Raw genomic sequence first — 23553 nt, 5'->3', positions numbered from 1 at the left:
TGCCGCGGATCAGCCCCGCAGGAACGTGACCCGCTCCCCCGTCTCCGTCATCTGCCGGGCCAGCGCCCCCGCCGTGAACGCCGCCGGGTCCGTGCCCAGCCGTGTCGCCATCGCGTCGGCCAGTCGCCGCACCGGCACCGTGCCGCGCGGGCCGAGCGGCAAGGGGGCCGGCTCACCGGCGTCGGGGGCGGTGTCGGCCAGGCCGCGCAGCCGCTTGGTGAAGGTGCCCCCGGGCTGCGGTTCGACCCCGAAGTGCAGGGATTCCGGCTGCTGGTGGATGTCGAGACGGCCCAGGTCGCCCCGGTACAGGCAGAGCAGGACGCTCGGCGCCAAACGCTCCACCCGCACCGGCGTCAGCGACTGCGCCCCGGCCGGGTCGGCGTAGCCGTCGACCAGCAGCCCCGGATAGCCGGAGACCACGTCCGAGCGGATCAGCGCACCGGTGACCAGGGGGTGGTCCAGCGGCAGCGGATGCGCGGCGTCGAGCTCGGCGTCGGCCGTGCCCACCCGGCCGAGGCTGTAGGCGCCGTCCACCAGGTGGCGCATCCACTCCTGGTCCAGGTGGAAGAAGCGCACCGTCTCCACGGGCAGCAGCCGCTCGTCGGGGACGAGATAGCCGAAGGGGACGCCGTCGAGCCGGGCGAGCCCCGTCAGCCACTCGGTGACGCCGGACGGGAGCGCGTCGTCGATCGGCGCCACCGCCAGCGGGTGCGCGGCCGCCACGGTGCGTTTCCCGGCCTGGTCCCGGCGGCGCTTCCACTCGTACAGCGCCCCGGCGAAGCCCGTGCTGCGCAGCGCCAGCAGCCGTCCGGCCTCCCAGGCCGCGGCATGGCTGACGTCGAACATGCCGACGCCCGGGTGGTAGCGTAGCAGTTCGTCGGCGGCCCGGGCCGGGCCCTGGTCCGGGTCGGGGGAAGTGGCCGGTCCGATGGCGAACGGGCCCCGGTACCAGGCCACCGACCGGCCGCCGCCGCGCAGCCGGTGCCGTACCGGGACATAGCCCTGCCGCAGATACGTGTCGGCGTGCGGCTCGCCGCTGTCCGGCAGCCGCAGCGGGCTGCCCGCGTCGGTGAGCCCGGCCACCAGCCGGCCGAAGGTCTCCGCCTCGTCGAGGCAGGCGAACCGCCAGTCGGCCAGCGAGACCAGGCGGACCGGGGAGTCCGGCCCGCCGGGACCGAGATCGAAGTCGCCGCCTGCCGGGAACGCCGGGAACCGCCCCTCCAGCGAGACCAGGTGCACGGTGCTGGACGTGCCGGCCGGCGGCAGCCGCTTGCCGACCACCACCGCGCCGTCGGGCACGTCCCCGTCGCCGCGCCGCAGGTGTGCCAGCAGGGGCAGTTCGGCGCGGGTCGGCAGCAGGTCGGCCAGCAGGGCCTTGGGCACGTCGATGACCGTGACCTGGGGGTCGTCACCGGCCGGGAGCGCGGCGGGCACCGGGAAGTACGCGTCCGCGGTGCCCGTCGCCGCCGACAGGGGCATGACCCGCGGTTCGGGCCGCTCGTCCCCGGCGAACAGCAGCAACGCCAGCCACGGCAGCGGCGCGCCCTGACCGTGTACCGCCTCCGGAGTCCGCTCCCACGGCAGGCTGGAGCGGCTGAGCACCAGGTGCGGCAGCACATGGCTGTGGTCACCGGTGCTGCCGTCCGGCGGGAACACGGCCCCGACCAGCTCCGGCGGCAGCGCGAACCGCTCCCCAGCGACGGAGAAGGTCCGGGTCGCCGTGTACGGCTTGGGGTCGACGCCGATGGTCTGGGTGACCTTGACCGAGTAGTCCCCGGCGGCCAGCGAGGGCACCTGGTAGTCGACGAACAGCGTCCGGTCCGGCGGCGTCGTGCTCACTGCTCCACCCCCACCTGAGGTACGACCAGGAACCCGGCCGCGTCGAACCCGCCGAGATCCGGCGGGTCGTCGTCGGCGGCGCCGGTCAGCACCGCCGCGGCCACCGCCGACCGCACCGCCGCCGTGTCCGGGGCGGTGACAGAGTCCGCGATCGCCTGGCGGCGGGCCGCCGCGTCCCGCCCGTCCGGGACGAACGGCTGCCGGTCCAGCCACCGGTAGGCGTCCTGCTGAGTGTCCAGCGCCGTGGTGGCGCGCAGCACGGCACGCGGCAGATACGGCGGCGTGGCCGGCTCGGCCGGTGGCAGCGGCCGGATCGTGTACCCCGTCAGCAGGTCGTCTACCAAGGCGGGATCGGTCACGGACGGCAGCAGCCGGTCGCCCCACATGGCGGCCGGCAGGTTCTTGGTCACCGGTTGGTAGCGGAAGCCGTCGTCGGCGCGGCTGCCGTCGGCCCGGCGGATCTCGATGCGCTGGGTGGCCGCCACCGGGTTCTTGTGGTCCCGGCCGAGCGGCGCGATCCCGAACGCGGTCGCCGCGCCCGTGGTGTCCAGTGCCCGTCCGCCCTGCTCGGGGCCCCGGTAGGCGTCGTGGCTGGGGATGACCGAGTCGGTGCCCAGCACCAGTTCCAGCGGGTTGACGCTGCCCAGGTCGCCCTTGGCGGGTGCGCCGCCGGTGCCGGCCGCCCCGCCCTGGAGCACCACGGTGACCATGGCGTCGTCGGCCGCCGGCAGGAACGCCTTGCGGAACGCCGCCCAGTCGATCGGCCGGGGCCCGGCCCGGTCCCCCGCCCCGAAGGCCAGGTCGAAGGAGCAGATGCCGATGTCGATCGCGGCCCGCCCGCTGAACTCCGGTCCCCACAGGCTCACCTGGGCCCCGACCTGGGCCGAGACGGTGTGCGTACCGAAGAAGCTGAAGGTGTACGACGCCCCGATGTTCGCCCAGAAGTCCGCCTGGTAGTGGTACGGGCTCCAGCCGATCAGGAAGTCCATGGAGGCGTTGAACCACGCCTTGAGCGACCCGTCCTGCCAGGTCGCGCTGAAACTGCCGCCCGCCATCAGGGCCGACGGGGTCAGCGCGAAGTACGCCGACCCCTTCATCGTCAGCTGCGGTGTGACCTGCCAGGTGAACCCCAGCCTGGGGACGGCCGGGTAGTGGGCGGGGACGGTGAAGCGCGGGTGGTAGCCGCCGACGCTGAGCACGAAGTCGCCGTTGTGGTCCTCGCCGAACCACACTTGGAACGCGAAACCGCCGGTCAGCCGGCAGTCCCGGGACAGCAGATAGGAGTTCTCGGTCAGCTGGGCCCGCAGCGCGAAGTACCCCTCGTCGGGCACGAAGGTGGCGCGCAGCGCCAACTGCACCTGCGCCAGCGGTGTCGCCCCGGCCTTGACCGCGTCCGGGGACGGCAGCACCAGGGTGGCCAGCCCCAGCAGGTCGACCTCGAAGCGGTGCCCGAAGCCCACCGAGAGCAGCAGCACCGAGTCGATCATCCGGAACGAGCTGAAGTGCACGCCGATCGCCAGGAAGAAGTCCCCCGCCGACGGCGGCAAGTAGTCCTGGAGTGCCCGCAGTTCGTCGGCGAGCGCCCCCGGCGGCTGCGTCCCGGCGGCCTCGGCGACCAGCGGGAAGGTCGCGACGGCGGCCACGTCCGGGGCGATGAAACGCCGGTTGTAGCCGAACCCGGCGGCCAGTCCCTCGACGAAGAAGACCGGCGGCCCGCCGATCGGGTAGTCCAGGAAGGCGTACACGAACAGCGAGGGGCCTTCGGGCAGTTGGACGTACGAGCCCAGCGCGCCGAGCGAGAACGTCTTGGTCCGCAGCACCGCCTTGCCGCTGTAGGAGGGCAGTTCGCGGCCCTGGTAGGTGATGGTGTCGGCGAGGAACGCGCCGCTGATCTCCACCTCGCCCGAGCTGTACGACACCCCGAGCCCGCGGAGCTCGAACTGCGGTCCCCGGGCGGGGTCGGCGAGGTCGATGCCGATCGCGAGGCCGTCGAGGGTCAGGGCCAGCCCGGCCACGTTCAGCGAGGCGTCCAGCAGGAACGCCAGTTTGGCGGAGCCGCCGGGCGGGCGCTGGTAGGCGAAGCCGACGCGCTGGAAGGTGACCGGTCCGAAGGTGCGCTGCACCTTGTACCAGACCACGTTGTCGTCGGTCGCCTTCGGCTGCCCGGGGGCGGCCGCGGGGGTCTGGGGCTGGTCGGTTCCGGGCGCGGGCAGGCTCAGCGGCTGGGTGATCCCGCCCAGCTTCAGCACCGCGTCGGCGGTGAACCCGGCGGCCAGGTCCGCGGCCGCGGGCAGCGGGGCCACCTCCGCCGGAAGCAGGGTGTTCAGCCCGGCCGCTTCGGCGGCGGCCAGCGGCCCCGACACGGCAAGCAGCCGCAGCGGGTCGACCCCGAAGGTCCCGCCGCCGCCCGCGAACCGCTCGCCGACCAGGGGCAGGTCCGCCAGGTCGACGGTGCCGGCCAGGTCGGCGCCGAGCACGTGGACGCCGGTGAGCCCGGCCTTGTCGAAGGCGAACAGGGCGTCCTTGAGGTCGACGGTGATGCCGTCGGGTATGTATGCGGCGGCGGACGGCGACACCGCCTCGACCAGCCGTTTCAGCGTGGGCGCCGGGCCGGTGCCGGTGCCGTGGCGGTAGGTGGCGACGAACCGCTGGGCGTCGGGGCTGTCGGCGAACCGGACCGTGAAGGCGTAGGCGGTGCCGTCCACGTTGACGGTGAAGTCGCCGCTGTAGCGCCGTTCGGCGGTGTCGATGGTGACGGTGAGGTCCAGTTCGGTCGACCGGTCGACCGGGAGGGTGACCTCGGCGGTGACGAACAGCGCGCCGGTGCCGGTGCTGTAGCGGACGCCGACGTTCTGCACGGTCAGCCCGGCGAGGGGCGCGGGGAGGGCGAGTCCGGCGTAGTGCCGGGCGAGGTCGTCGGCGAGGTCCCCGATGGGGGCGGCGACACCCGGGCCGGTCTCCCCGGCGAAGGTCCAGCCCTTGGCGGGGTCGGGGTCGTGTGCGGCGGAGACCAGGACGGAGGTCGAGCCCACGTAGAAGTAGGCCAGGGCCGAGAAGGTGGTGGCCGCGTCCTGGTGTTGCAGTTGGAAGGAGACCTGGGTCAGGACCAGCCAGTCGGCGATCTGCCAGTCCGCGTCGAGCACGATCCGGCCCTCGTAGGCCAGTTGCCGCTGGTCGTCCGGCAGTGTCATGGAGAAGGTGAACGCCTGGACGGTGATGTCGGGCAGATGCCCCGCGTCCTGTTTGGTGAAGTGCTGGTAGACCTCGCGGATGTGGAGCGGCGGGTCGTCCTCGCGCAGTCCGCCGGAGAGCGTGCGGGATTCGGAGACGACGCTGAGTTCGAGCGTGCCGTACTCGCCGATGGCGACCAGCCCGGTGACGGAACCCCGCACCCTGCGGGCGGATGTCAGGGGCTGCTCCACCTGGAGGACCACGTCCACCGCCTGCAGAGTCAGCAGGTCCGGGACGATCGTCCACTCCTCCTGGGTCTCCAGCAGGACCCGTACGGAGTCGACCAGTCGGTCGCCGCCCGGGGTGAGGGTCACGGCCAGTTCGGCGAGCACCACCGGTAGGACGATGCCGGGCCCGATCGGCAACGACAAGCCCCCGGGCCCGGCCAGCGCCGCCACGTCGGACAACGGGAGGGCGCCGACGTCGCGGAAGTCGGCGGTCAGTCGGATCAGCCGTCCGTCACCGGAGACGTCCGTGTACACCAGTACCTGGTGGCTCTGCCCGGACGCGGTGGTGAACGGGATGACTCCGGTGATCCGCAGGAAGGCCGGGACGACCAGGTCGATACGGGCGTAGTCGAAACGCGGGTTGCCGTAGATCTCGTACCGCAGTCGCTCCACGGTGAACAGGCCGAGGTCGACCCGGCCGCCCGTCGGCCCGTCCAGGACGATGTCGGGCACGGTGGAGGTCGGTACCCGGGACCCGGGCAGCCCGGAGAGCATGCGTATCCCGCCGTCCAGGGCGTGCACGGCACCGGGCAGCAGCAGGTCGACCACCGCCAGCCGGGTGCCCACGATCAGGGTGCCGGTGAAAGCGGCGGCGCCGCTGCCCGCCTCGGCCAGTTCCGCGGCGGCGACGGCGGCGGAGTCCACGTGCAGCCGGGGCGCCGTGAACCGCTGGCCGTCGAAGAACGTGCCGCGCAGCACGGGGAAGTTGACGGCGAAGGACCAGTTCTCGTCGCCCTCGGCGTCCAGCACGGCCACCACCGTGCCGCTGTCCTGTGCGGGATCCACGGTGAGTGCGGCGGTGACGGTGACCATGCCCAGGAACGGCGTGGCCGCGCCGGCCCCGGCCACGGTGACGCCGTTCGCGGTGGGGGTGGCGGTGGCCGCGGTGAGCACCAGCCGGCCGCCGTCGAGCAGGCGGCCGAAACAGCCGGACGCGGCGGTCGGCAGCAGCCCGGCCAGGTCGAGGTCGAGGCGGCCGTCGTGGAGCACGGCGGCGACCGCGGACTGCAGTTCGTCGGGGGTCACCGGGCGTCCTCCTCGACCGCGCCCCGCAGCCCGCCGCCGATCGGTTTGGCCACGATGTGGGTGTACGGGGTCTGGTGGAGGGGGTAGCCGAGGATCGCGTCGTACAGGCTGCCGGTCCCGCTGGGGGTGGGGGTGAGACCGTTGATGCCCAGCGGGCGCTGGGCGCCCGACGTCGACGGAGGCGCGGTCACGGCGGCTTCCTCGGTCGCGAACCCGTGCCAGAACTGGAGCGGCAGGGTGCCGTGCGCGTCCGGTGGCGTGGCGGGCAGCCTCGACTTGAACTCGTTGAGATACCGGCGCACGGCCGCCCACCGGGGGTGGTGGTAGATGCTGTACTGCCGCCCCGAACTGATGACGGCCGTCTTGGCCTTCGCCGTCTCGATGAGGCTCCGGGTGGACGAGGTCTCCCCGCTGCCGTGGTGCGCGACCCGCAGCAGGTCCAGACCGGATATGCGGGCCGCGTGCTTGTCGACCAGGAACTGTTCGGTGCTGACCGTCGCGTCGCCGCAGAACAGCAGCTTCTTGCCGTACGCCTCCACGAGCGTCACGATGCTTCCGCAGTTGCTGCCGTCCGCGTCCCCGTCGTCGATCTTCATGTCATTGGTGTCCTGGACCTTGGGGTAGGAGTCCCGCGCCAGCCCGGCGGCCAGGACGGACACCGTGCAGTTCGGCTCGACCAGGATCTTGATCAGGCAGTTGCCGGTGTCCCGGACGTCGATGGTCCCGTCCGCCGCCCCGTAGGCGGTCTCCCCGTCGGCGGTCCTGAGCGCGACCTCCGTGGTCGTACGGCCCCCCGGTGTCCAGCGGCAGAAGACCTGCTTGGGCAGGCCCGTCCGGGTGGGGTCCTCGGGCAGCGGCCTGATGATGTCGAGCAGGCGCCGGCGGGCGGCCCGCTGGTAGTCGCCGTCCTTCCCGCTGAAGTAGACGCTGCCGACCTTCATGTCGGGCCGCAGGCAGCGCACGACCTCGTTGTGATGGTCCTTGTCCGGGTGCGTGAGGATGAGGATGTCGAGGTACTTGCCGGCTCCCAGGAAGCCGCTCACGGCATCCGCCAGCGCCGTACGCCGGAGTTCCTTGAACCCGGTGGTGTCGTTGACGACGGTGGCGTAGATCCCGCAGTCGATCATGATGCGGTGGCCCCCGGGTGTGGTGATCAGGGTGCAGTCGCCCTGGAGCGCGTCCAGGCAGTCGACCCTCAGGTCCCCTTCGTCGACCTCGTCCGTCGTGATCGGCTCACCCTCGGCGACCAGCGTTTCGGCGACCTCGCCGGCGTCCTCCAACTCCGCGGTGTCCACCTCGGCCTTCAGCTTCTTCGCCTCGGTGCGGTCGGTGTCGACGGTCAGGGGAGGCGGTGCTCCCCGCTTGCGGCTCCTGGTCCCGGGCATCACGACGTCACCAGCCTCAGCGTCCAGGTGCCCCCGCTCCGGCTGTGCGGGATGTCGTACAGCTCGACCTGGAGTTCGCCGGACGACAACTGGTTGAGGACCTCCGCGTCGTGCAGCCGCAACAGCAGCCCGCCCAGGTTGAGTTGCTGGGCGTACACGGTGGACGTGTAGAGGTCCACCAGGGCGTCGCTGGTCAGGTCGCCGGTCTTGAGGTGGAAGCCCTCGGGGCGGGCCTCGATGCGGTGCCAGAAGTTGTTCCACTGGTGGAAGCGGATGCTGGGGTTGGTCTGGGTGGTCGACTGGGCCTGGAAGAGCTCCAGGAAGAGCAGGTTGCCGGCCGGCGCGTCGACGATGTCGCGGCGCAGCTGGACGTGGGCGGAGGCGGCCGAGACGGTGAGCGGGTTGGGCGGCGAGGTGGTGCCGATGCCGACGTTGTTGCCGATGGGGTTGAGGGCCAGCGGCTTGATGCCGTGCGACTGGATCCAGCTGTAGGTGGTGTTGTAGCCCATCCGCAGGTTGGAGTTGGTGCCGTCGGTGGGGCCGAGGATGAGGCTGCCGGCGTCGGGGGCGCCGGGGGCGTCGATGATCTGCAGTTTGGCGTGCGGGGTCGTGGTGCCGAGTCCGGCGCGCTGACCGGCGAAGAGCAGGGGCGACTTCTCCACGGTGGCGGCGGTGGCGGCGTCGGCGTAGCCGGGCACGTTGACGTAGTTGACGTACACCTGGGCCTGGCCCAGGGAGGCGGGCGCGACGATGCCGCCCAGGGTCAGTTCGAGCCAGCCCGTGGGCGGCACGGTCACCGTGCGGGGCACGGTCAGCTTCCACTGGAGGCTCTGGGCGCCGATCTCCCGTACGGGCTGCGGGAAGGCGGTGACGGGGAGCGTGCGCGCGTCGGAGGTGCCGGTGACGGCGAGGGTGGCGGCGGGTGCGGACCCGGCCGTGAGGAGGGCCCAGTCCGTGGACTCGCCGGCGTGCTCGACGTCCACGGCGACGACGACGGCGGTGGCGCCGTCGGCCCCGTCGCCGCTGTCGGCGGTGCCGGTGAGGGTGATGGGCTGGTCGTGGGAGGCGTTGGCGATGCGCAGCCTCAGGGTGTTGGGCGTGGATCCGTCGCTGAGCACCCGGTTGCCGCCGGAGAAGGCGGCGCGCAGCGGGATGTCGGTACGGCCGAGGTGGTTGACGATGTCCAGGAACTGGAGCCGGGAGCCGGTCAGTTCGTCGGTCTCGCCGGTGAAGGACAGCTGCTGGTAGCCGAGTTCGACGCGGGTGCCCCGGGTGCCGCCGCGGCCGTCGGCGTTCATGCCCGTCAGGGGCAGGGTGAGGTGGGCGCCGGGGCGGAGCGGGGCGGGGGTGGTGCACAGGAAGTAGAGGGTGTCGCCGCCGGTGCCGGTGTCGGGGGCACGCAGCAACTGCCAGCCGGGGGCGGTCAGTACCGGCTCGGGGGTGGTGGCGAGGGTCTGCGGGCGGAACCGCAGCGCCAGGTGGTGGTTGCCGGCCGAGACGGGGCCGGTGAGCGGGCGGAGGGTGATCTCCTGCCGGGAGGTGTTGGTCACGGTCAGCGTCATCGGCTGGCCGGAGAGTCCGTCGTCGATGAACAGGACCGGGTGCTGGTCCTGGTTGGCGAGTTCGAAGTCGACCGGGTGGCTGCGGACGAACGCGGCCAGCTCCGCCTCGTCCTCGGCCATGTCGAGGCGGATCTCGGCCTCGGTGAGCGGGCCGTCGTAGACCCTGATGTGGACGAGGCGCCCGTCGTAGTGGCCGGCGGGGCCCTGGCCCTGCGCGAAGCGCCCGACGACCAGGGCGTCGGCGGCCGGGCCGGGCGCGGCGCCGGCGGGCAGCGGGCGTTCGGTGACGAGGGTGCCGTTGATGTACGTGCGCACCACCTGCCCGTCGGAGGTGGCGGCGATGTGCGTCCAGGCGCCGGGCGGTACGGAGCCGGGCGGGGCGGCAGCGGTGGCGGCCCCGGCGGCGCTGGTGTGGTCGACGGAGCCGTCGGCGGCGAGGGTGAGGGTGAAGACCTGGGCGGTGGTCGCGGCGATCCCGGCCCGGTCGGCGGGGAAGTGGCCGGGGTTGATCCAGGCCTCGGCGGTGTACCCGGCGGTCAGGGCCAGCCTGGGGGTCCGGCCCAGGGTCAGGGCGTCGGCCGCGCCGTCCAGTGCCAGGCAGCTGCCGAAGCGCTCGTCGGGAAGGCTCTTGGGGGCGCCCTCGGGGGCGCCGTTGAGGTGGTTGTCGGAGGCGTCGACGACGCCGTCGTCGGCGAGGACCTCGTCCAGGTGCCAGTGCAGGATGAGATCGGCGGTCGTCATGCCGGGGTCCCCCCGTCGGCCGGTTGGTTGGCGAGCTGCTTGTGGGCCTGCTCCTGGATGGCGGCGATCAGCTGGTAGACGCGGGCGAAGGGCAGCTGGCCCAGCGCTTCGAGGACCAGGTTGGTGTCGTCCAGGCCGAGGCTGAGGGTGATGCGGGGGGCGGTGTCCGGGGGCGGCGGCGTCGCGGGCATGGGTGGTCTGCGTCCCTACTGTCGGTCGGCGTTCGTCTCGTTCGGATGGGTGCTCGTCACTGCCGGTCGGCGTTCGTCGTCGGGCGGGGCCGCAGGGTCAGCCAGCCTTCCCGGGCGGTGGGCCGGGCGGCGAACGAGGCGTCCTGGCGCGGCTGGGCCAGCGCGGGCCGTTCCAGGAGTACGGTGAGCGCGTCGGCGTGGCCGGTCAACGCGGCGGGCAGCGGGGGGCGTTGTTCGGCGGGGGTGACCAGTGCGGTGTCGTCGTCCAGCGGCGCCAGCCAGCCCGCGTCGGCCAACTCCCGCCACAGGGACGGCTCGCCGGGGAAGGCGGCCAGGACCGCGGCCCGGTCGATCAGCGGCTCGCTGCCGGTGCGCAGCCAGCCGGTGCCGGACGGGGCGTCACGCTCCAGCCAGCACCAGACGAAGCCCGGCTCGTCCGGCAGCGGGAGGTCGGGGGCCGCGGCGGTGCCGTCCCCGAGCACGGGGGCGGTGAGGAAGGCGATCTCCAGCGCTGCAAGGGCGTCCCGGTAGTGGGCGTCGGGGATGCGCAGCGATTTCGCCGGGAGGATGCCGCAGCAGGCGTGCACGGCGCCGCGCGGGTCGACCAGCATGGTCAGCGCCTGGACCGGGGCGTCGATCGCCTGGAACAGCGCCGCGTCCTCGGTCTCGTCCCCGTCGGTCACCGCGTGCAGCACCGGGCCGAGCCGCCCGTCGGGTTCCTCGGGCCAGTAGCCGACCAGCCCGTCACCGAGCCGTCCGTGGTCGCCTAGCCGGACCGGGAACCGTACCCGGGTGAAGCCGTTGGACTCGCTGCCGCTGCGGCGCAGGTCCTGCCGGAAGACGTTCCAGTCCTGGTGGACCGCCCGGCGCCCGGCCAGTTCCAGGCTCACGGTGGCCCGGACCACCGCCACCGGGCGGCTGACCAGCAGCGCCCGGTTCCGGTTCAGGGCGTAGTCCTCGGGTTCGATGGCGGCCAGCGCCTGGTCCAGGGTGCCCAGGAAGGCGGCCACCCCGTCGGGGCCCGAGTCGCGCAGCCGGACCACGACCGCCCGCAGGTGCGGGTTGCCGATGCCGTCCACCGGCACCGGGGCCCGGCCGGGGGCGGGCTGCCACAGGGCGGGGGCGCCGGTCGGCCCAGGGTCGCCGGTCGGCCCGGGGACGTCGGTCGGGCCGGGGACACCGGGCAGGGCGTAGACCGCCCCGAGCGCGCTCCCGTCGGCGGCGTGCACGGCCACGCTGCCGTCGAGGTGGTTGGCGAGCAGCCAGCCGCACACGGGCGAGGTGGCGGGGACGTCGTTCATCTCGGCGAGGTCGCTGTCGGCGTCCAGCCAGCGCAGCGACAGCCGGGCCGGCTGGGCCAGCCGGGGCGGCAGGTCGACCCAGCCGGGATGCCCCGCGACCCTCAACTGGCTGGTTGTTCCGACGGTTTCGACGGGGACGTCCCGTACGGTGCCGAACGTGTCGACCATGCGGAGCCGCAGCAGCCGCAGCGCTCCGGCCCTGATGGGGTTGAAGTCGCTGAGCGGCTGCGGGGTGTAGCGGCTCTCGCCGGCCACGGCGGGGGCGACCTCGGTCTCGGTCACCGCCCGGTGGTCGGGGAAGCCCAGCGGGTCGGCGACCGGCAGCTGGCGGGTGAGCCGCCGCATCAGCAGCGCGTCGTCGAAGCCGCCGAGCGCCTGGGCGAGGTTGTTCTGTTCGTTGGCGGCCAGATGACGGTGGACGGCGACCAGGGTGACCGCCCGCTGATCGGCCTTTCCGGACGCCAGGAACCGGTCCAGGGCCGGCTCCGGGTCGGCGGTGAACGCGTCCTCCGTGACGGTGCCGTCCAGCGCGGCCAGCACCGGCCCGGCCAGGTAGCGCAGGATCCGGGCGGCGAGCAGCGGCCGGGCCGAGGGCGAGAGCACGGCGCCGCCGGTGTAGACGTTCGCGCCCTTGGCCAGCACCGCCCCGCCCGGCGCCCGGGGACGCAGTTCGGCCTGGTCGGCGGGCAGTGTGTAGGCGGCGGTGATGAAGTCGGTGCGGAAGTCGCGGTCGGCCGGGTCGAGGTTGCCGTTCGGGCCCGCCGGGAAGAACTCCGCCTCCCAGTGCAGCAGGAGCGGATGCCAGGGCTGCGTCTCCCAGACACGGGTGAGCGCGGCCAGGCCGGGGAGGGCGGCCACCGCGTCCCGCAGGGCCCCGACGGCCTCGGAATCGGCGTCGGCGGGGATGGCGCCGTCCATGACCTGGCACTCCAGCAGCCCGTCCTGCCCGAAGCGGTCGGACGGAGTCGCGGCCGGGCCGGTGAGCAGCACCACGGGCTCGTTCGGCAGGTAGTACTGCGGGGCCGGGCCCGGCAGCAGCCGGTAGCCGTCGGGCAGTACGGCCTCGGCGGCGGCCCGCGCGGCGTCGCGGTCCCGCCCCAGGGCCTCGGCTCGGGCGGCACGGCGGGCGATGACGGCGGCCTGGCGACTCAGGTGGAAGAGCACCTGGTCGGGGTCCGGGTAGCTGTCCCGGCTGGTGTCCGGCGGGTAGACGCACAGCATGTAGCGGTACCAGTCGGCGTACAACTCCTGGCGCAGTCCGGTGAGTTCGGCGGCCGCCCGGTCGCAGGCCGCCTGTGCGGTGTTCAGCGTGTTCAGCGCGGTGCCGGCGGCCCGCGGCAGGGCGGTCAGGTCGGCGTCCGCGCTCTGGCCGGCCCGGTCGTCCGTCACGGTCCACAGGTTCCCGGACGGCACGGCCCGGAAGGTGTCGGCGTGCCGGGCCTCCAGGAGCTTCAGCCCGACGTCCAGCGGCGCCGACTCCAGTTCCTCGGCGAAGGCCAGCGCCTCCAGCAGGTTCTCCAGGTCGTCGGCCGAAAGGCCGGTGTCGCCGAGCGCGGCGCCCAGATGGGCCGCGAGTGCCTCCGTCGGGGTGTTGCCGACCCACACCCCGGTGTCGTCGACCGCGATGTCCTGGAGCTCCTGCGCTCCGGGCGCGAACGCGATCCGCCCCCAGCACACCATCCGGTCCGGTCCGGCGCCGCTGTCCGCCGCGGCCGTCCAGCCGAGGGCGGTGCGCAGCACGTCGGCCCAGCCGGTCCCGGCATCCCGTGGCGCCCCCAGCGCGGCCGCCAGCACGTCCTGGCCCGGGTCCTCGTACCAGCCCAGCACGTCGTACGTCACGTCCTGCGGCGGCACCCCCTGGAACTCCGGGTCGTGCAGCCCGAACACGCTGTGGCAGTGCGGATAGAACGAGGCGAACGTCGGCTCCCCGTAGCCCACCGCCGTCAACGCCCGCAGATACCTTGCCCGTTCCGCCGGGTCGGCCGAGCCGGTCCGCCCCGCCGGCCGCCAGGCGGTCAGCGGCACCCGGCGCCCCAGCAGCCGGTACGGCAACCGCTCGGGCCCGTCCATCTGGTCCGCGATACAGGGGTACGGCACCCCGCCCGCGTTGTCCTCGGCCAGGAAGTCGCTCTCGACCACCCACTGCTGTGCCACGGCGCCGCCCGCGCTGCGGGTCACCAGCCAGCGGTTGGGCCCCACCGGCCCCCCGTCCACCGCGCCCGCCGCCCCCGCCGCACCCGCCGCACCCGCCGTGTCCTGCGACGCGGCCAGCCGGGTCAGCGCGTCGGGCAGCGACCAGTGCAGATGGACGCCCGCCTTCAGCCGGAACCCCTGGTCCTGGAACGGCACCGACAGCAGCGTCTCGCTGACGTACGGCAGGTCCGCCTGGTGGTCGTGCCCGTCGGCGGGGTCCTGGTACGGCAACCGCGTGAAGTCCGTGAATGGCTCCGTGACCTGGCGCTCCCCCGCCAGGCAGAGCGCGTCCAGATGTACGGGTACGACAAGCAGCCTGCCCAATGCGATCCCCCCAGCTCCGGCCTCCCGAAGTATGCGCACAGCGTCCCGCCCGGCAACGAGGCAGCAGACAGGCAAGAGAACGGCATTCCGGCGGGGCGGTGCTCCCGGCAACATGCGGATCCGCACCGGGAGATGAGCGCCGGAGACCCCCTGCTATGGTGCGCCGATGTCTTCGATCAAGCAGTTCCAGGTCACCTTCGACTGCGCGGAACCCGAGCGCGTCGCTCGCTTCTGGTGCGAGGTGTTGGGGTACGTCGTACCGCCGCCGCCGAAGGGGTTCGCCACTTGGGACGATTACGAGCGCTCCCTGCCTGCCGAGGAACAGGGTTCATGGTTCGCCTGCACCGATCCCTCGGGTGTGGGCCCTCGTCTGTACTTTCAGCGCGTTCCCGAAGGGAAGGTAGTCAAGAACCGGGTGCATCTCTGCGTGCGGGTCGGCACCGGACTCCTGGGGGAAGAGCGTCTGGCCGCGCTTGAGGCCGAGTGCGCACGGCTGCTCCCGCTCGGCGCGGTGCGCGTGCGACTGCTGTACGACGGCGGCGACGACTCGTGCATCGTGATGCAGGACATCGAGGGCAACGAGTTCTGTCTCGACTGAGGATCGCGAACGGCAGGTCGGACGTGTCCCAGCGGCTCCTCCCGCGCCGACCGACCTGTACCGCTCGCCGGACGGACGGGTGAGTCCTCTGACGGGAAGGAGCGCTACCCTCCCGTATCAGCTGTCAGGAGCCGGCTACGGTGACCTCCGGCAGTGTCCTCAAGGGGCGGCCGGACGGTCCACGGCGTACACCGTGACCGGGTTGCCCTGCAGAAGGTCCGCTCGCCGCGGCGCGAACCCCAAGCGCTCGGCCACCCTGGCCGACGCCTCGTTGCCCGGCCGTATGAGAGCCGTGAAGTAGGCGTCGTCAAGCGTGGCGAACCCCCACTCCAGGCATGCTTGAGCGGCCTCGGTCGCATACCCGTGACCCCAGTGATCCGCTCGAAGGGTCCACCCCAGTTCCACCTCGTCGAACTGCTCCCAGTACTGCAGACCGCTTCGGCCGATGAACTCCCCGCTCGACTTCAGCTCGATCGCGCACAGGCCATGGCCTCGCTCAGTCCACTGCCGTTCGATCGCGGTGAGTCGCTCCAGTGCCCGTTGACGCGAGTAGGACCCGACAAAACGGTTGACCTGCGGGTCCGCATGGAGTTCGACAAAGACGTCCACGTCGGACACGTGCAGAGGCCGCAGGAGCAGTCGCCCGGTCTCGATCACGCGTCCGAGCATAGGACTCGCCGCCGCCCCGACCGGGGCAGTCGCCGCAACAGCCCATCACGGCCCGTCACGGCCCGTCACATAGGGAGCGAGAACAGCCGCACTGCCCCTGAGGGCCAGCGGGCGTCGTCGCGCAGGGGGGTCACCATGGTCCGCAGTGGCATGGTGACCAGGCGGTCCTCGGGTTGTTCGACGAGTACGTCCCTGTCGAGCGGATGCCATCCAAGGCGCTGGTAGAGCGGCACCAGGGGAGGTCGGCAGAACAGGAGTGCGTGCCGAGGACCCATCGTGCGGGCGTGCTCCAGTGCGGCTGTGACGACGAGCCGCGCCAGCCCCCGCCCTTGCATGCGGGGTGCGACGGCCACCCCGCCGACGCCCACCACCTCTGTCTCGGCACCGTCGATCGCGACAGGCAGTCGCAGCAGGCCGGCGTGTGCCACAAGCCGGTCGTCGTGTCTGATGCCGAAGTGGTCTTCTTTCGGCAGCCAGGTCAGACCGGTCGAGGCGACACCGAAGGGATCATCGCCGGTGCCAAGGATCTCCTCCTGGTCAGCCTTCGTGTAGCCGGGTAGCCGCACCACAGTCGGTGCCACGGACGATCGGTTCTCAGACATCCCCACATGGTGATCTCTCCACCGGGCACGGGCCAAGCCATTCCCCAGCCGATCCGCGCCGCCCGGTGCTGGGGCAGCACCATGCTGATCTTCGATTAAAGAATCTCGCGCGGTTTCTGTTACGGCGGCGCCGGCGGCGGACCCTCCCTGCATATGGACACCTTCTCTCCCACCCCGGAGCCCTCCGTTCCCCTCTCCCACCGCGCTCCGACCTGGACGCGCCGCAAGCTGCTCGGCGCCACGGCGGGCGGCACCGCGATCGCGGCACTCGGCACGTTCGGCGTCCGCCGCTTCGCCTCGGCGGCCGATGCGAACGCCGGCGCCGTCGGTGACGTCGTGGGCAAGGTCACCGTCGGCTACCAGGGCTGGTTCGCCTGCAAGGGCGACGGCGCGCCGATCAACGCCTGGTGGCACTGGGCCCCCAACAGCGCCTCGACCCCCTCCCCGTCCAACAACGGCATCAAGGCCTGGCCGGACATCCGCGACTACACCAAGACGTACCCGACCGCCTTCGCGAACTTCGGCAACGGCCGCGCTCCGGGCCTGTTCTCCTCCTACGACCAGCAGACCGTGAACACCCACTTCCTGTGGATGCAGCAGTACGGCATCGACACCGCCGCCCTCCAGCGTTTCAACCCCACCGGCGGCGAGGGCCCGACGCGGGACGACATGGCGCAGAAGGTACGCTCCGCGGCCGAGGCCTACGGCCGGAAGTTCTACATCATGTACGACGTCAGCGGCTGGACGAACATGCAGTCGGAGATCAAGACCGACTGGACGAACAAGATGTCCGCGCACACGGCCAGTTCGGCGTACGCGACGCAGAACGGCAAGCCGGTCGTGTGCATCTGGGGCTTCGGATTCAACGACGACAAGCACGCGTTCAGCGCGGACGCCTGCCTCGACGTCATCAACTGGTTCAAGAACCAGGGCTGTTACGTCATCGGCGGAGTACCGACCTGGTGGCGCACCGGTACCGGCGACTCCCGCTCGGGCTTCTCGGACGTCTACCACGCACTCAACATGATCTCGCCGTGGCTGGTCGGCCGGATCGGCACCTCCTCCGACGCGGACAACTTCTACACCAACGCGACCGTCCCCGACGTCGCGGACTGCGCCTCCCACGGCATCGACTACCAGCCCTGCGTCCTGCCCGGCGACGTCTCCGAACGCCAGCGCGCGCACGGCGACTTCATGTGGCGGCAGTTCTACAACATGGTGCGGGCCGGGGTGCAGGCCGTCTACATCTCCATGTACGACGAGTACAACGAGGGCAACCAGATCGCCAAGACCGCCGAGACCCAGGCATGGGTCCCCACGGACGCAGGCCTGCTCGCCCTCGACGAGGACGGCACCGCCTGCTCCTCCGACTACTACCTGCGCCTCACCGGCGACGGCGGCCGCATGCTCAAGGGCGACCTCGCCCTGACCGCCACCCGCCCCACCACCCCCTACGTCAACGGCACCTCGGCCGGCACCCCCGCCACCGCCACCGTCACCCTGAAGGCGCGGGCCAACGGCAAGTACGTGACGGCCGAGAACGCGGGCGCCTCCGCCCTGATCGCCAACCGGGACTCGGCCGGCACCTGGGAGAAGTTCGACCAGATCGACCTGGGCAACGGCAACATCGCACTGCGCTCACGCGCCAACGGCCGGATCGTCTGCGCGGACAACGCGGGCGCCTCCGCGCTGATCGCCAACCGCACGGCCATCGGCAGCTACGAGACCTTCCAGCTGGTGAAGAACTCCAACGGCACCGTCAGTCTGCTGGCCGCCGCCGACGGCAAGTACGTGACCGCCGAGAACGGCGGCGCCGACCCGCTCATCGCCAACCGCACCGCGATCGGGACCTGGGAGCAGTTCGACCTGACGACGGTCTAGGCGCGTCCGCGCCCGTCCTGGCCGAGCGCGTCGAGCAGACGGCGTGGGCACGACGCGCCGGCCAGGACGGCGGGGACGGTCGGGCATCAGGCGCCGAAGACCTGGAACTCCGAGACCTGCCCGGCCGGCCAGCCGTTGTTCGCCGTGAAGGTGAGCCGTAGGTAGCGGGTGGTGGCGGTGGACGGGAGCGTGAGGGTCGCGGTGTTGCCGGTCGCCGGGTCGAAGGTGTAGCCCGCCGAGGCGAGCAGCTGGGCGAAGGTGCCGCCGTCCGTGCTGCCCTGGACGGAGATCGTCTGGGTGCGGGTGGTCCAGGCGGTTGCCGGGGGGAGGTTGAGGACGATCCGTCTGACGCCCGTGGAAGCGCCCAGATCGACCTGGACCCACTGCGGGAAGGCGTTGTTGGCGGACTCCCAGTAGGTGTTGGTGTCGCCGTCGGTCGCGTTGGACGAGGCGTAGACCTGGGTGTGGCTGCTCTCCGAGGTGGGGCGGTGCAGGGCGAGGTTGGTGGTGCTGGAAGGGGGATCGGTGGTGACGGTGACCTGGTTGGAGGGCTGCGACACGTTTCCCGCCGCGTCGTAGGCGATGACGTCGAAGGTGTACGCGGTGGCCGCACCGAGTCCGGTGACGGTGAACGAGGCGGCGCCGGTGGTGCCCACCTGGGTGCTGGTCGAGCCGGACACCTGCAGGACGCGGTAGCCGGTCACGCCGACGTTGTCGGTCGACGTGTTCCAGGCCAGCGAGACGGAGTTGCTGGTGTGCCCGGTGACGGTCAGGGCACCCGGCGCGGCGGGCGGTGTGGTGTCGCCGCCGGTGGGGACGACCGGCTGGGTGGGGCGGGTGGCGGTCAGCGCGATCTGCCCCTTGAGCATGCGGCCGCCGTCGCCGGTCAGGCGCAGGTAGTAGTCGGAGGAGCAGGCGGTGCCGTCCTCGTCGAGGGCGAGGAATCCGGAGTTGGTGGGCACCCATGCCTGGGTCTCGGCGGTCTTGGCGATCTGGTTGCCCTCGTTGTACTCGTCGAACATCGAGATGTAGATGCCCTGCACCCCGGCCCGCACCATGTTGTAGAACTGCCGCCACATGAAGTCGCCGTGCGCGCGCTGCCGGCCGGAGACGTCGCCGGGCAGGACGCAGGGCTGGTAGTCGATGCCGTTGGCGTTGCAGTCGGCCTGGTCGGGGACGGTGTAGGTGTTGTAGGCGTTGTCGGCCTCGGTCACGTTCCCGATGGCGCCGACCATCCACGGCGAGATCATGTTGAAGGCGTGGTAGACGCCCAGGAAACCGGGTTGCGAGCCCCCGGTCCCCGTCCGCCATTCGCGCGGGACGCCACCGATGACGTAACACCCCTGGCCCTTGAACCAGTTGACGACGTCGAGGCAGGCGTCGGCGGTGAAGGGGTGGTTGGGGTCGTTGAAGCCGAAGCCCCAGATGCAGACGACCGGCTTGCCGTTCTGCTTCGCGTAGGCGGAGGACGCGGTGTGCGCGGACATCTTGTTCGTCCAGTCCGTCTTGATCTCGGACTGCATGTTCGTCCAGTTGGAGACGTCGTACATGATGTAGAACTTCCGCCCGTACGACTCGGCGGCGCTGCGCACCTTGGTCGCCATGGCGTCGCGGGTGGGGCCCTCGCCGCCGGTGGGGTTGAAGCGTTGCAGGCCGGCGGTGTCGATGCCGTTCTGCTGCATCCACAGGAAGTGGGTGTTCACCGTCTGCTGGTCGTACGAGGAGAACAGCGTGGCGGGCTGGCCGTTGCCGAGGGCGGCGTACGACGTCTGGTACGTCTTGGCGAAGTCACGTACATCGGGCCAGCACTTGATGTTGGTGTTGGTCGGGGACGGCGACTGGCCCCAGTTCTGGCTCCAGTGCCACCAGCCGTTGATGGGCGCGCCGTCGCCGATGCAGGCGAACCAGCCCTGGTAGCCGACGCTGATCTTGCCGACGACGTCGCCCGGCGAACTGGCCGCCGACGCGGGCTGGGCGAGTACGGTTTCGGTGGCGCCCACGGTTCCCACCGCGGTGGCCGCGATCGCGGCCCGTAAGAAGACTCTGCGTGTGACACCCATCTGGACTCCTCTGGTCGAGTGGCCTTCGGTGGTCGGTGCCGCCGGGCGCACTCGCGCCCGGCGGCACCGACCGATCGGGTCAGGTGTTCCAGACCTGGAACTCGGAGACCTGGCCGGCCGGCCAGCCGTTGTTCGCCGTGATGTTCACCCGGAAGTACCGCTGGGTGGTCGCGGTGAACGTGATGGTGACCGTGTTGTTGGTGGTGGGGTCGAAGGTGTACGTGGCCGACGACTTGATCGTCGAGAAGCTTGAGCCGTCGGTGCTGCCCGAGAGGGACAGCGTCTGGTTACGGGCGCCCCAGGTGGCGGGGAGCTGGAGGACGACGCGGCTCGCGCTCTGCGCGGATCCGAGGTCGACCTGGACCCACTGCGGGAAGGCGTTGTTGGCGCTCTCCCAGTAGGTGCCCTGGTTGCCGTCCGTCACGTTCGACGACGGGTAGACGTCGGTGTGACTGGACTCCGTGGTGGCCGCGCCTGCTGCCAGGTTCCTGCTCACCGTGCCGGCCCCGGTGCCGGTCAGCGCGACCGTGGTCGTGCCGTTCGACGCGTTGCTGGCGATGCCGAGGTCGCCGGTGCGGGTACCGGACGCGGTGGGCGTGAACGTGACGGCCACCGTGCAGGAGGCCCCTGCTGCGATCGACGCCCCGCAGGTGTTGGTCTGCGAGAAGTCGCCCGTGACGGTGATGCCGGAGACGGTCGCGGCCGCGGTTCCGGTGTTGGTCACCGTGACCGTCTGCGCGCTGCTCGCGGTGTTGAGCGCCTGAGTGGCATACGTCAACGAGGTCGGGCTGGCCGACAGGGTCGCGTTCGAGGAGCCGCCGTCGCTGGGGAACACCTCGAAGTCCGACAACTGGGCGGCGTTCCACCCCGTGTTGGCGGTGATGTTCACCCGCACGTATCTCGCCGTGGCGGCGCTGAACGTGATGGTCACCGTGTTGTTGTTGGAGTTCGGGTCGAAGGTGTACCCGGCCGATGCCTTGATCGTCGAGAAGCTGGAGCCGTCCGTGGACCCCTGCACCGACAGCGTCTGCGTGCGAGCCGACCACGCCGTCGCCGGCGGGAGCTTGAGCACGACCTTGCCGACGCTGTAGTTCTGGCCGAGGTCGACCTGGGCCCATTGCGGGAACGAGCCGTTCGTGCCCTCCCAGTACGTCGAGGCGTCCGGGTCGGTGAGGTTCGAGGCGACGTACGGGCTGTTGCTCGAACTCGCCGACGCCGGCCGCCCGGCGGCGATGTTGGTGGCGCTGTCGATGCCGCTGCCGGTCAGGGAGACGACGGTCGGGCTGTTGTTGGCGTTGCTGGTGACGGTCAGGTTGCCGGTGCGCGATCCGCCGGCGGTGGGCTTGAATCCGACGGTCACCGTGCAGGACGCGCCGACCGCGAGAGTGGAGCAGTTGTTGGTCTGGCTGAAGTCGCCGGTCGCCGCGACGCCCGAGACGGTCGCCGATGTGGTGCCCGAGTTCGTCACCTTCACCGTCTGTGTGTCGGCCGAGGAGCCGACCACCGTGGCGGCGAAGGCCAGGCTCGCCGGGTCGGTGTTCAGGACCGGGCCGGGCGCGGTGCCGGTACCGGAGAGGGTGACCGTGTTGGTGACCCCGCCCGCGTTGACGGTCAGAGTGCCGCTGCGGCTGCCGGTCGCCGTCGGCGCGAACTTCACGCTGACGGTGCATGATCCGTTCGCCGCGATCGACGAGCCGCAGGTGTTGGTCTGGGAGTAGTCACCGCTGGTGGAGATCGACGAGACGGACGCGGCGGTGCTGGTCGGGTTGGAGACCGTGACGGTCTGTGCATCGCTGGTCGAACCGGTGGGAACCGAACCGAAGTTGAGCGCGCCGGGGGTGGCCGTCACGCCTTCGGACGGGTAGGGCGGGTAGACCGGAGCCGGCCACCCTCCGCAGTAAGGCGTGCCGCTGATACCGGAGTTGCCGCCGCCGTCGGTCACCGTGAAGCTTCCGACCGAGCAGCTGTACACCGGGGAGGAGTAGCCGACGCCGGTGGCCGTGACGTTGGTGAACTTCGCGGCGCCGCCGGTCTGTTCCTGCAGGGCGAAGGTTCCGGTGCCGGCGATGGTCACGTTGTTGAGGTTGACCCCGCTGATGGTGCCCTCGACCCACTGGACCGCCTCGTACGGGCTCTGCTGGATCAGCGCGTTGGTCACGTTGATCGGGCCGGTGATCGCGCCCTGGCTGCCGTCGAACCACAACGCGCCGACACCGAACTGCCAGTTCGGGTCGAGGCTGCCGTCCCGGATCATGGTGTTGTCGGAGATCGTGGTGGTGCCGACCGGCGTCGAGGAGAAACGTTGCCCCACGTGGATGCCGCCACCCTGGGTGATGCCGCTGTCCACCACCCGGTTGCCGCTGACGGTGTTGTCGTGGCCGCCGTAGATCGCGATGCCGTTGGCGAGGATCTGCAGTGACACGGTGTTGTTGGAGATCGTGTCGTTGGCGTCGGCTCCGATACCGGAGTCCGCCCAGGTGGCGATGCCGTCGTCGCCGGTGTTGCGGATGTCGCTGTTGGTGACCTTGGAGTTGGTGACGGCGCCGTGGAAGTTGATGCCGTCGGCGGTGGTGTCACGGATGCGCATGCCGGTGAACGTCAGCCCGTCCATCGGACCGTCCATCCAGGCGCCGACCTTCATGTGGTCGATCCACACGCTGGAGACGGTCGAGTTGCTCATCGCGCCACCGATGCCGTTGACCTGGGCGCTGTCGTTGCGCTCCTGCACATCGCCGAAGATGGCGAAGTTCTGGAGGTGCACGCCGGTGCTGGCCGAGGGTGCGGAGTTGCCGTAGAAGCCGGGGGCCGTGCCGGTGACGGTCGAGTACCACATGCCGGCGCCGGCGATCGTGACGTTGTTGACGCTGATGTGGCCGGGGATGTTGTAGGTGCCCGGCGGGATCCACACGGTGCCGCCGGGTCCTGCCGCGCTGATCGCGGCGTTGAACGCGCTGGTCGCGTCCGCCGCACCGGTCGAGTCGGCGCCCTTGCTGGTCACCGACACCGACCCGGAGGGGGCGGCCAGGGCGGCGCCGACCTGTTCGAAGTCGGCGAAGTCGATGGTGTAGGAGGAGGCGGTGTCCCCCGAGTCGACCTGCAGCTTGAAGGTCGTGCCCGCCGGATAGGTGGTGGAGAACAGGCGGTGGGCCTCGTCGAAGAAGTGGTGCGGGTTGCTGCCCGGCGTGTTGGTGAAGGGGTAGCTGCCGTAGTACCAGCTGTAGGCGTTGGTCAGGGTGAAGTCGGGCTGCTTGACGCCGTTGATGTACAGGGACAGCGCGGCGGTGTAGACCGAGCCGCCCGAGGTGTCGGGGATGCTGTACCGGAAGTTGATCGAGTTGGTCGCCACCGGCGTGGTGAACGTGACGTACTGGCCGGTGCCCTGGAGCGTCGTCGCCTTTCGGTACGACGCCTCGTCGGCCAACTGGCCCTGGGTGTAGCTCGGGCCGATGGGTGTGCCGTTGGTGGCGGAGTTCTCCGCCTGCACCTCGACGTACGGCAGGCTCGCGCCGCTGCCGCCGGTGGCGGCGGCCGCCGCCAGGGCGGGTTGGACGGCCAGAGCGACGATGCCGACGGCAGCCACCATCGCGGTGCTGACCGCCCAGACGAGGGCTCGTCTCAGATCTCGGATGGAATGGAACACTTACCACTCCTTTCATCAGGACATGCCGGAAATGCCCTGCTGACACCGCCAGAGAGGGAGGGACGTGGCGCAAGGGGAGACGG

The 23553-nt window shown here is 71.4% G+C and carries 12 protein-coding genes; 2 read left to right on the top strand and 10 right to left on the bottom strand.

Features of this window, described 5'->3' with window-relative positions:
* Nucleotides 1-9 precede the first annotated feature (9 nt).
* Genes KVT45_RS40280 through KVT45_RS40255 form a run of 6 tightly spaced genes read right to left on the bottom strand, consistent with a single transcriptional unit; the run spans nt 10 to nt 14020 of the window.
* The gene (locus KVT45_RS40280; RefSeq protein ID WP_217554334.1) at nt 10-1839 is read right to left on the bottom strand and encodes a hypothetical protein; all 1830 of its coding nucleotides are present in this window, start codon (nt 1837-1839) and stop codon (nt 10-12) included.
* Nucleotides 1836-6323 (bottom strand): DUF6603 domain-containing protein, encoded by a 4488-nt coding sequence (locus tag KVT45_RS40275; RefSeq protein WP_217554333.1) that lies wholly within the window; start codon nt 6321-6323, stop codon nt 1836-1838. Before KVT45_RS40275 ends, KVT45_RS40280 begins: the two co-directional genes overlap by 4 nt.
* Entirely contained in the window at nt 6320-7708 is a 1389-nt protein-coding gene (locus KVT45_RS40270; RefSeq protein WP_217554332.1) for a ComEC/Rec2 family competence protein, read from the bottom strand. Before KVT45_RS40270 ends, KVT45_RS40275 begins: the two co-directional genes overlap by 4 nt.
* Entirely contained in the window at nt 7708-10011 is a 2304-nt protein-coding gene (locus tag KVT45_RS40265; RefSeq protein ID WP_217554331.1) for a LamG domain-containing protein, read from the bottom strand. Before KVT45_RS40265 ends, KVT45_RS40270 begins: the two co-directional genes overlap by 1 nt.
* Complete coding sequence (locus tag KVT45_RS40260; protein WP_217554330.1) at nt 10008-10202, bottom strand: hypothetical protein; 195 nt, start codon at nt 10200-10202, stop codon at nt 10008-10010. The genes KVT45_RS40265 and KVT45_RS40260 overlap by 4 nt, the downstream gene beginning before the upstream one ends.
* Before the next feature lie 56 nt (nt 10203-10258).
* The gene (locus KVT45_RS40255) at nt 10259-14020 is read right to left on the bottom strand and encodes a hypothetical protein (protein ID WP_217554329.1); all 3762 of its coding nucleotides are present in this window, start codon (nt 14018-14020) and stop codon (nt 10259-10261) included.
* 166 nt (nt 14021-14186) lie between these two features.
* Here KVT45_RS40255 and KVT45_RS40250 point away from each other — a divergent pair, with 166 nt between their 5' ends.
* The gene (locus KVT45_RS40250; protein WP_217554328.1) at nt 14187-14618 is read left to right on the top strand and encodes a VOC family protein; all 432 of its coding nucleotides are present in this window, start codon (nt 14187-14189) and stop codon (nt 14616-14618) included.
* 159 nt (nt 14619-14777) lie between these two features.
* Here KVT45_RS40250 and KVT45_RS40245 read toward each other — a convergent pair whose 3' ends face one another.
* Entirely contained in the window at nt 14778-15275 is a 498-nt protein-coding gene (locus tag KVT45_RS40245; RefSeq protein WP_308311011.1) for a GNAT family N-acetyltransferase, read from the bottom strand.
* Nucleotides 15276-15352: 77 nt separating this feature from the next.
* Nucleotides 15353-15889 carry a GNAT family N-acetyltransferase gene (locus tag KVT45_RS40240; protein ID WP_217554326.1) on the bottom strand — a complete coding sequence of 179 codons (537 nt, stop codon included), beginning with the start codon at nt 15887-15889 and terminating at the stop codon, nt 15353-15355.
* A 153-nt stretch (nt 15890-16042) separates the two neighbouring features.
* Between KVT45_RS40240 and KVT45_RS56865 the strand changes: the two genes are divergently transcribed.
* Nucleotides 16043-17770 carry a xylosidase gene (locus KVT45_RS56865; RefSeq protein ID WP_254648061.1) on the top strand — a complete coding sequence of 576 codons (1728 nt, stop codon included), beginning with the start codon at nt 16043-16045 and terminating at the stop codon, nt 17768-17770.
* An 86-nt stretch (nt 17771-17856) separates the two neighbouring features.
* On the opposite strand, the gene KVT45_RS40230 is transcribed toward KVT45_RS56865, so the two are convergent.
* Nucleotides 17857-19830, bottom strand: a complete 1974-nt coding sequence (locus KVT45_RS40230) for a discoidin domain-containing protein (protein ID WP_217554325.1) — start codon at nt 19828-19830, stop codon at nt 17857-17859.
* Between the two features lie 79 nt (nt 19831-19909).
* Nucleotides 19910-23470, bottom strand: coding sequence for a choice-of-anchor D domain-containing protein (locus tag KVT45_RS40225; RefSeq protein ID WP_217554324.1), 3561 nt, complete (start codon nt 23468-23470; stop codon nt 19910-19912).
* Nucleotides 23471-23553: the final 83 nt, after the last annotated feature.

This window comes from Streptomyces sp. GbtcB6 (genome assembly GCF_019091475.1).
GTDB lineage: Bacteria > Actinomycetota > Actinomycetes > Streptomycetales > Streptomycetaceae > Streptomyces > Streptomyces hyaluromycini.
This window is presented reverse-complemented; position numbering and strand designations above follow the sequence as displayed.

Coding starts and splice junctions, on each gene's coding strand:
- KVT45_RS40260 (WP_217554330.1), bottom strand. CDS start 10,202: ATGCCCGCGACGCCGCCGCCCCCGGACACCGCCCCCCGCATCACCCTC.
- KVT45_RS40270 (WP_217554332.1), bottom strand. CDS start 7,708: ATGCCCGGGACCAGGAGCCGCAAGCGGGGAGCACCGCCTCCCCTGACC.
- KVT45_RS40240 (WP_217554326.1), bottom strand. CDS start 15,889: ATGTCTGAGAACCGATCGTCCGTGGCACCGACTGTGGTGCGGCTACCC.
- KVT45_RS40230 (WP_217554325.1), bottom strand. CDS start 19,830: ATGGGTGTCACACGCAGAGTCTTCTTACGGGCCGCGATCGCGGCCACC.
- KVT45_RS56865 (WP_254648061.1), top strand. CDS start 16,043: ATGGACACCTTCTCTCCCACCCCGGAGCCCTCCGTTCCCCTCTCCCAC.
- KVT45_RS40265 (WP_217554331.1), bottom strand. CDS start 10,011: ATGACGACCGCCGATCTCATCCTGCACTGGCACCTGGACGAGGTCCTC.
- KVT45_RS40250 (WP_217554328.1), top strand. CDS start 14,187: ATGTCTTCGATCAAGCAGTTCCAGGTCACCTTCGACTGCGCGGAACCC.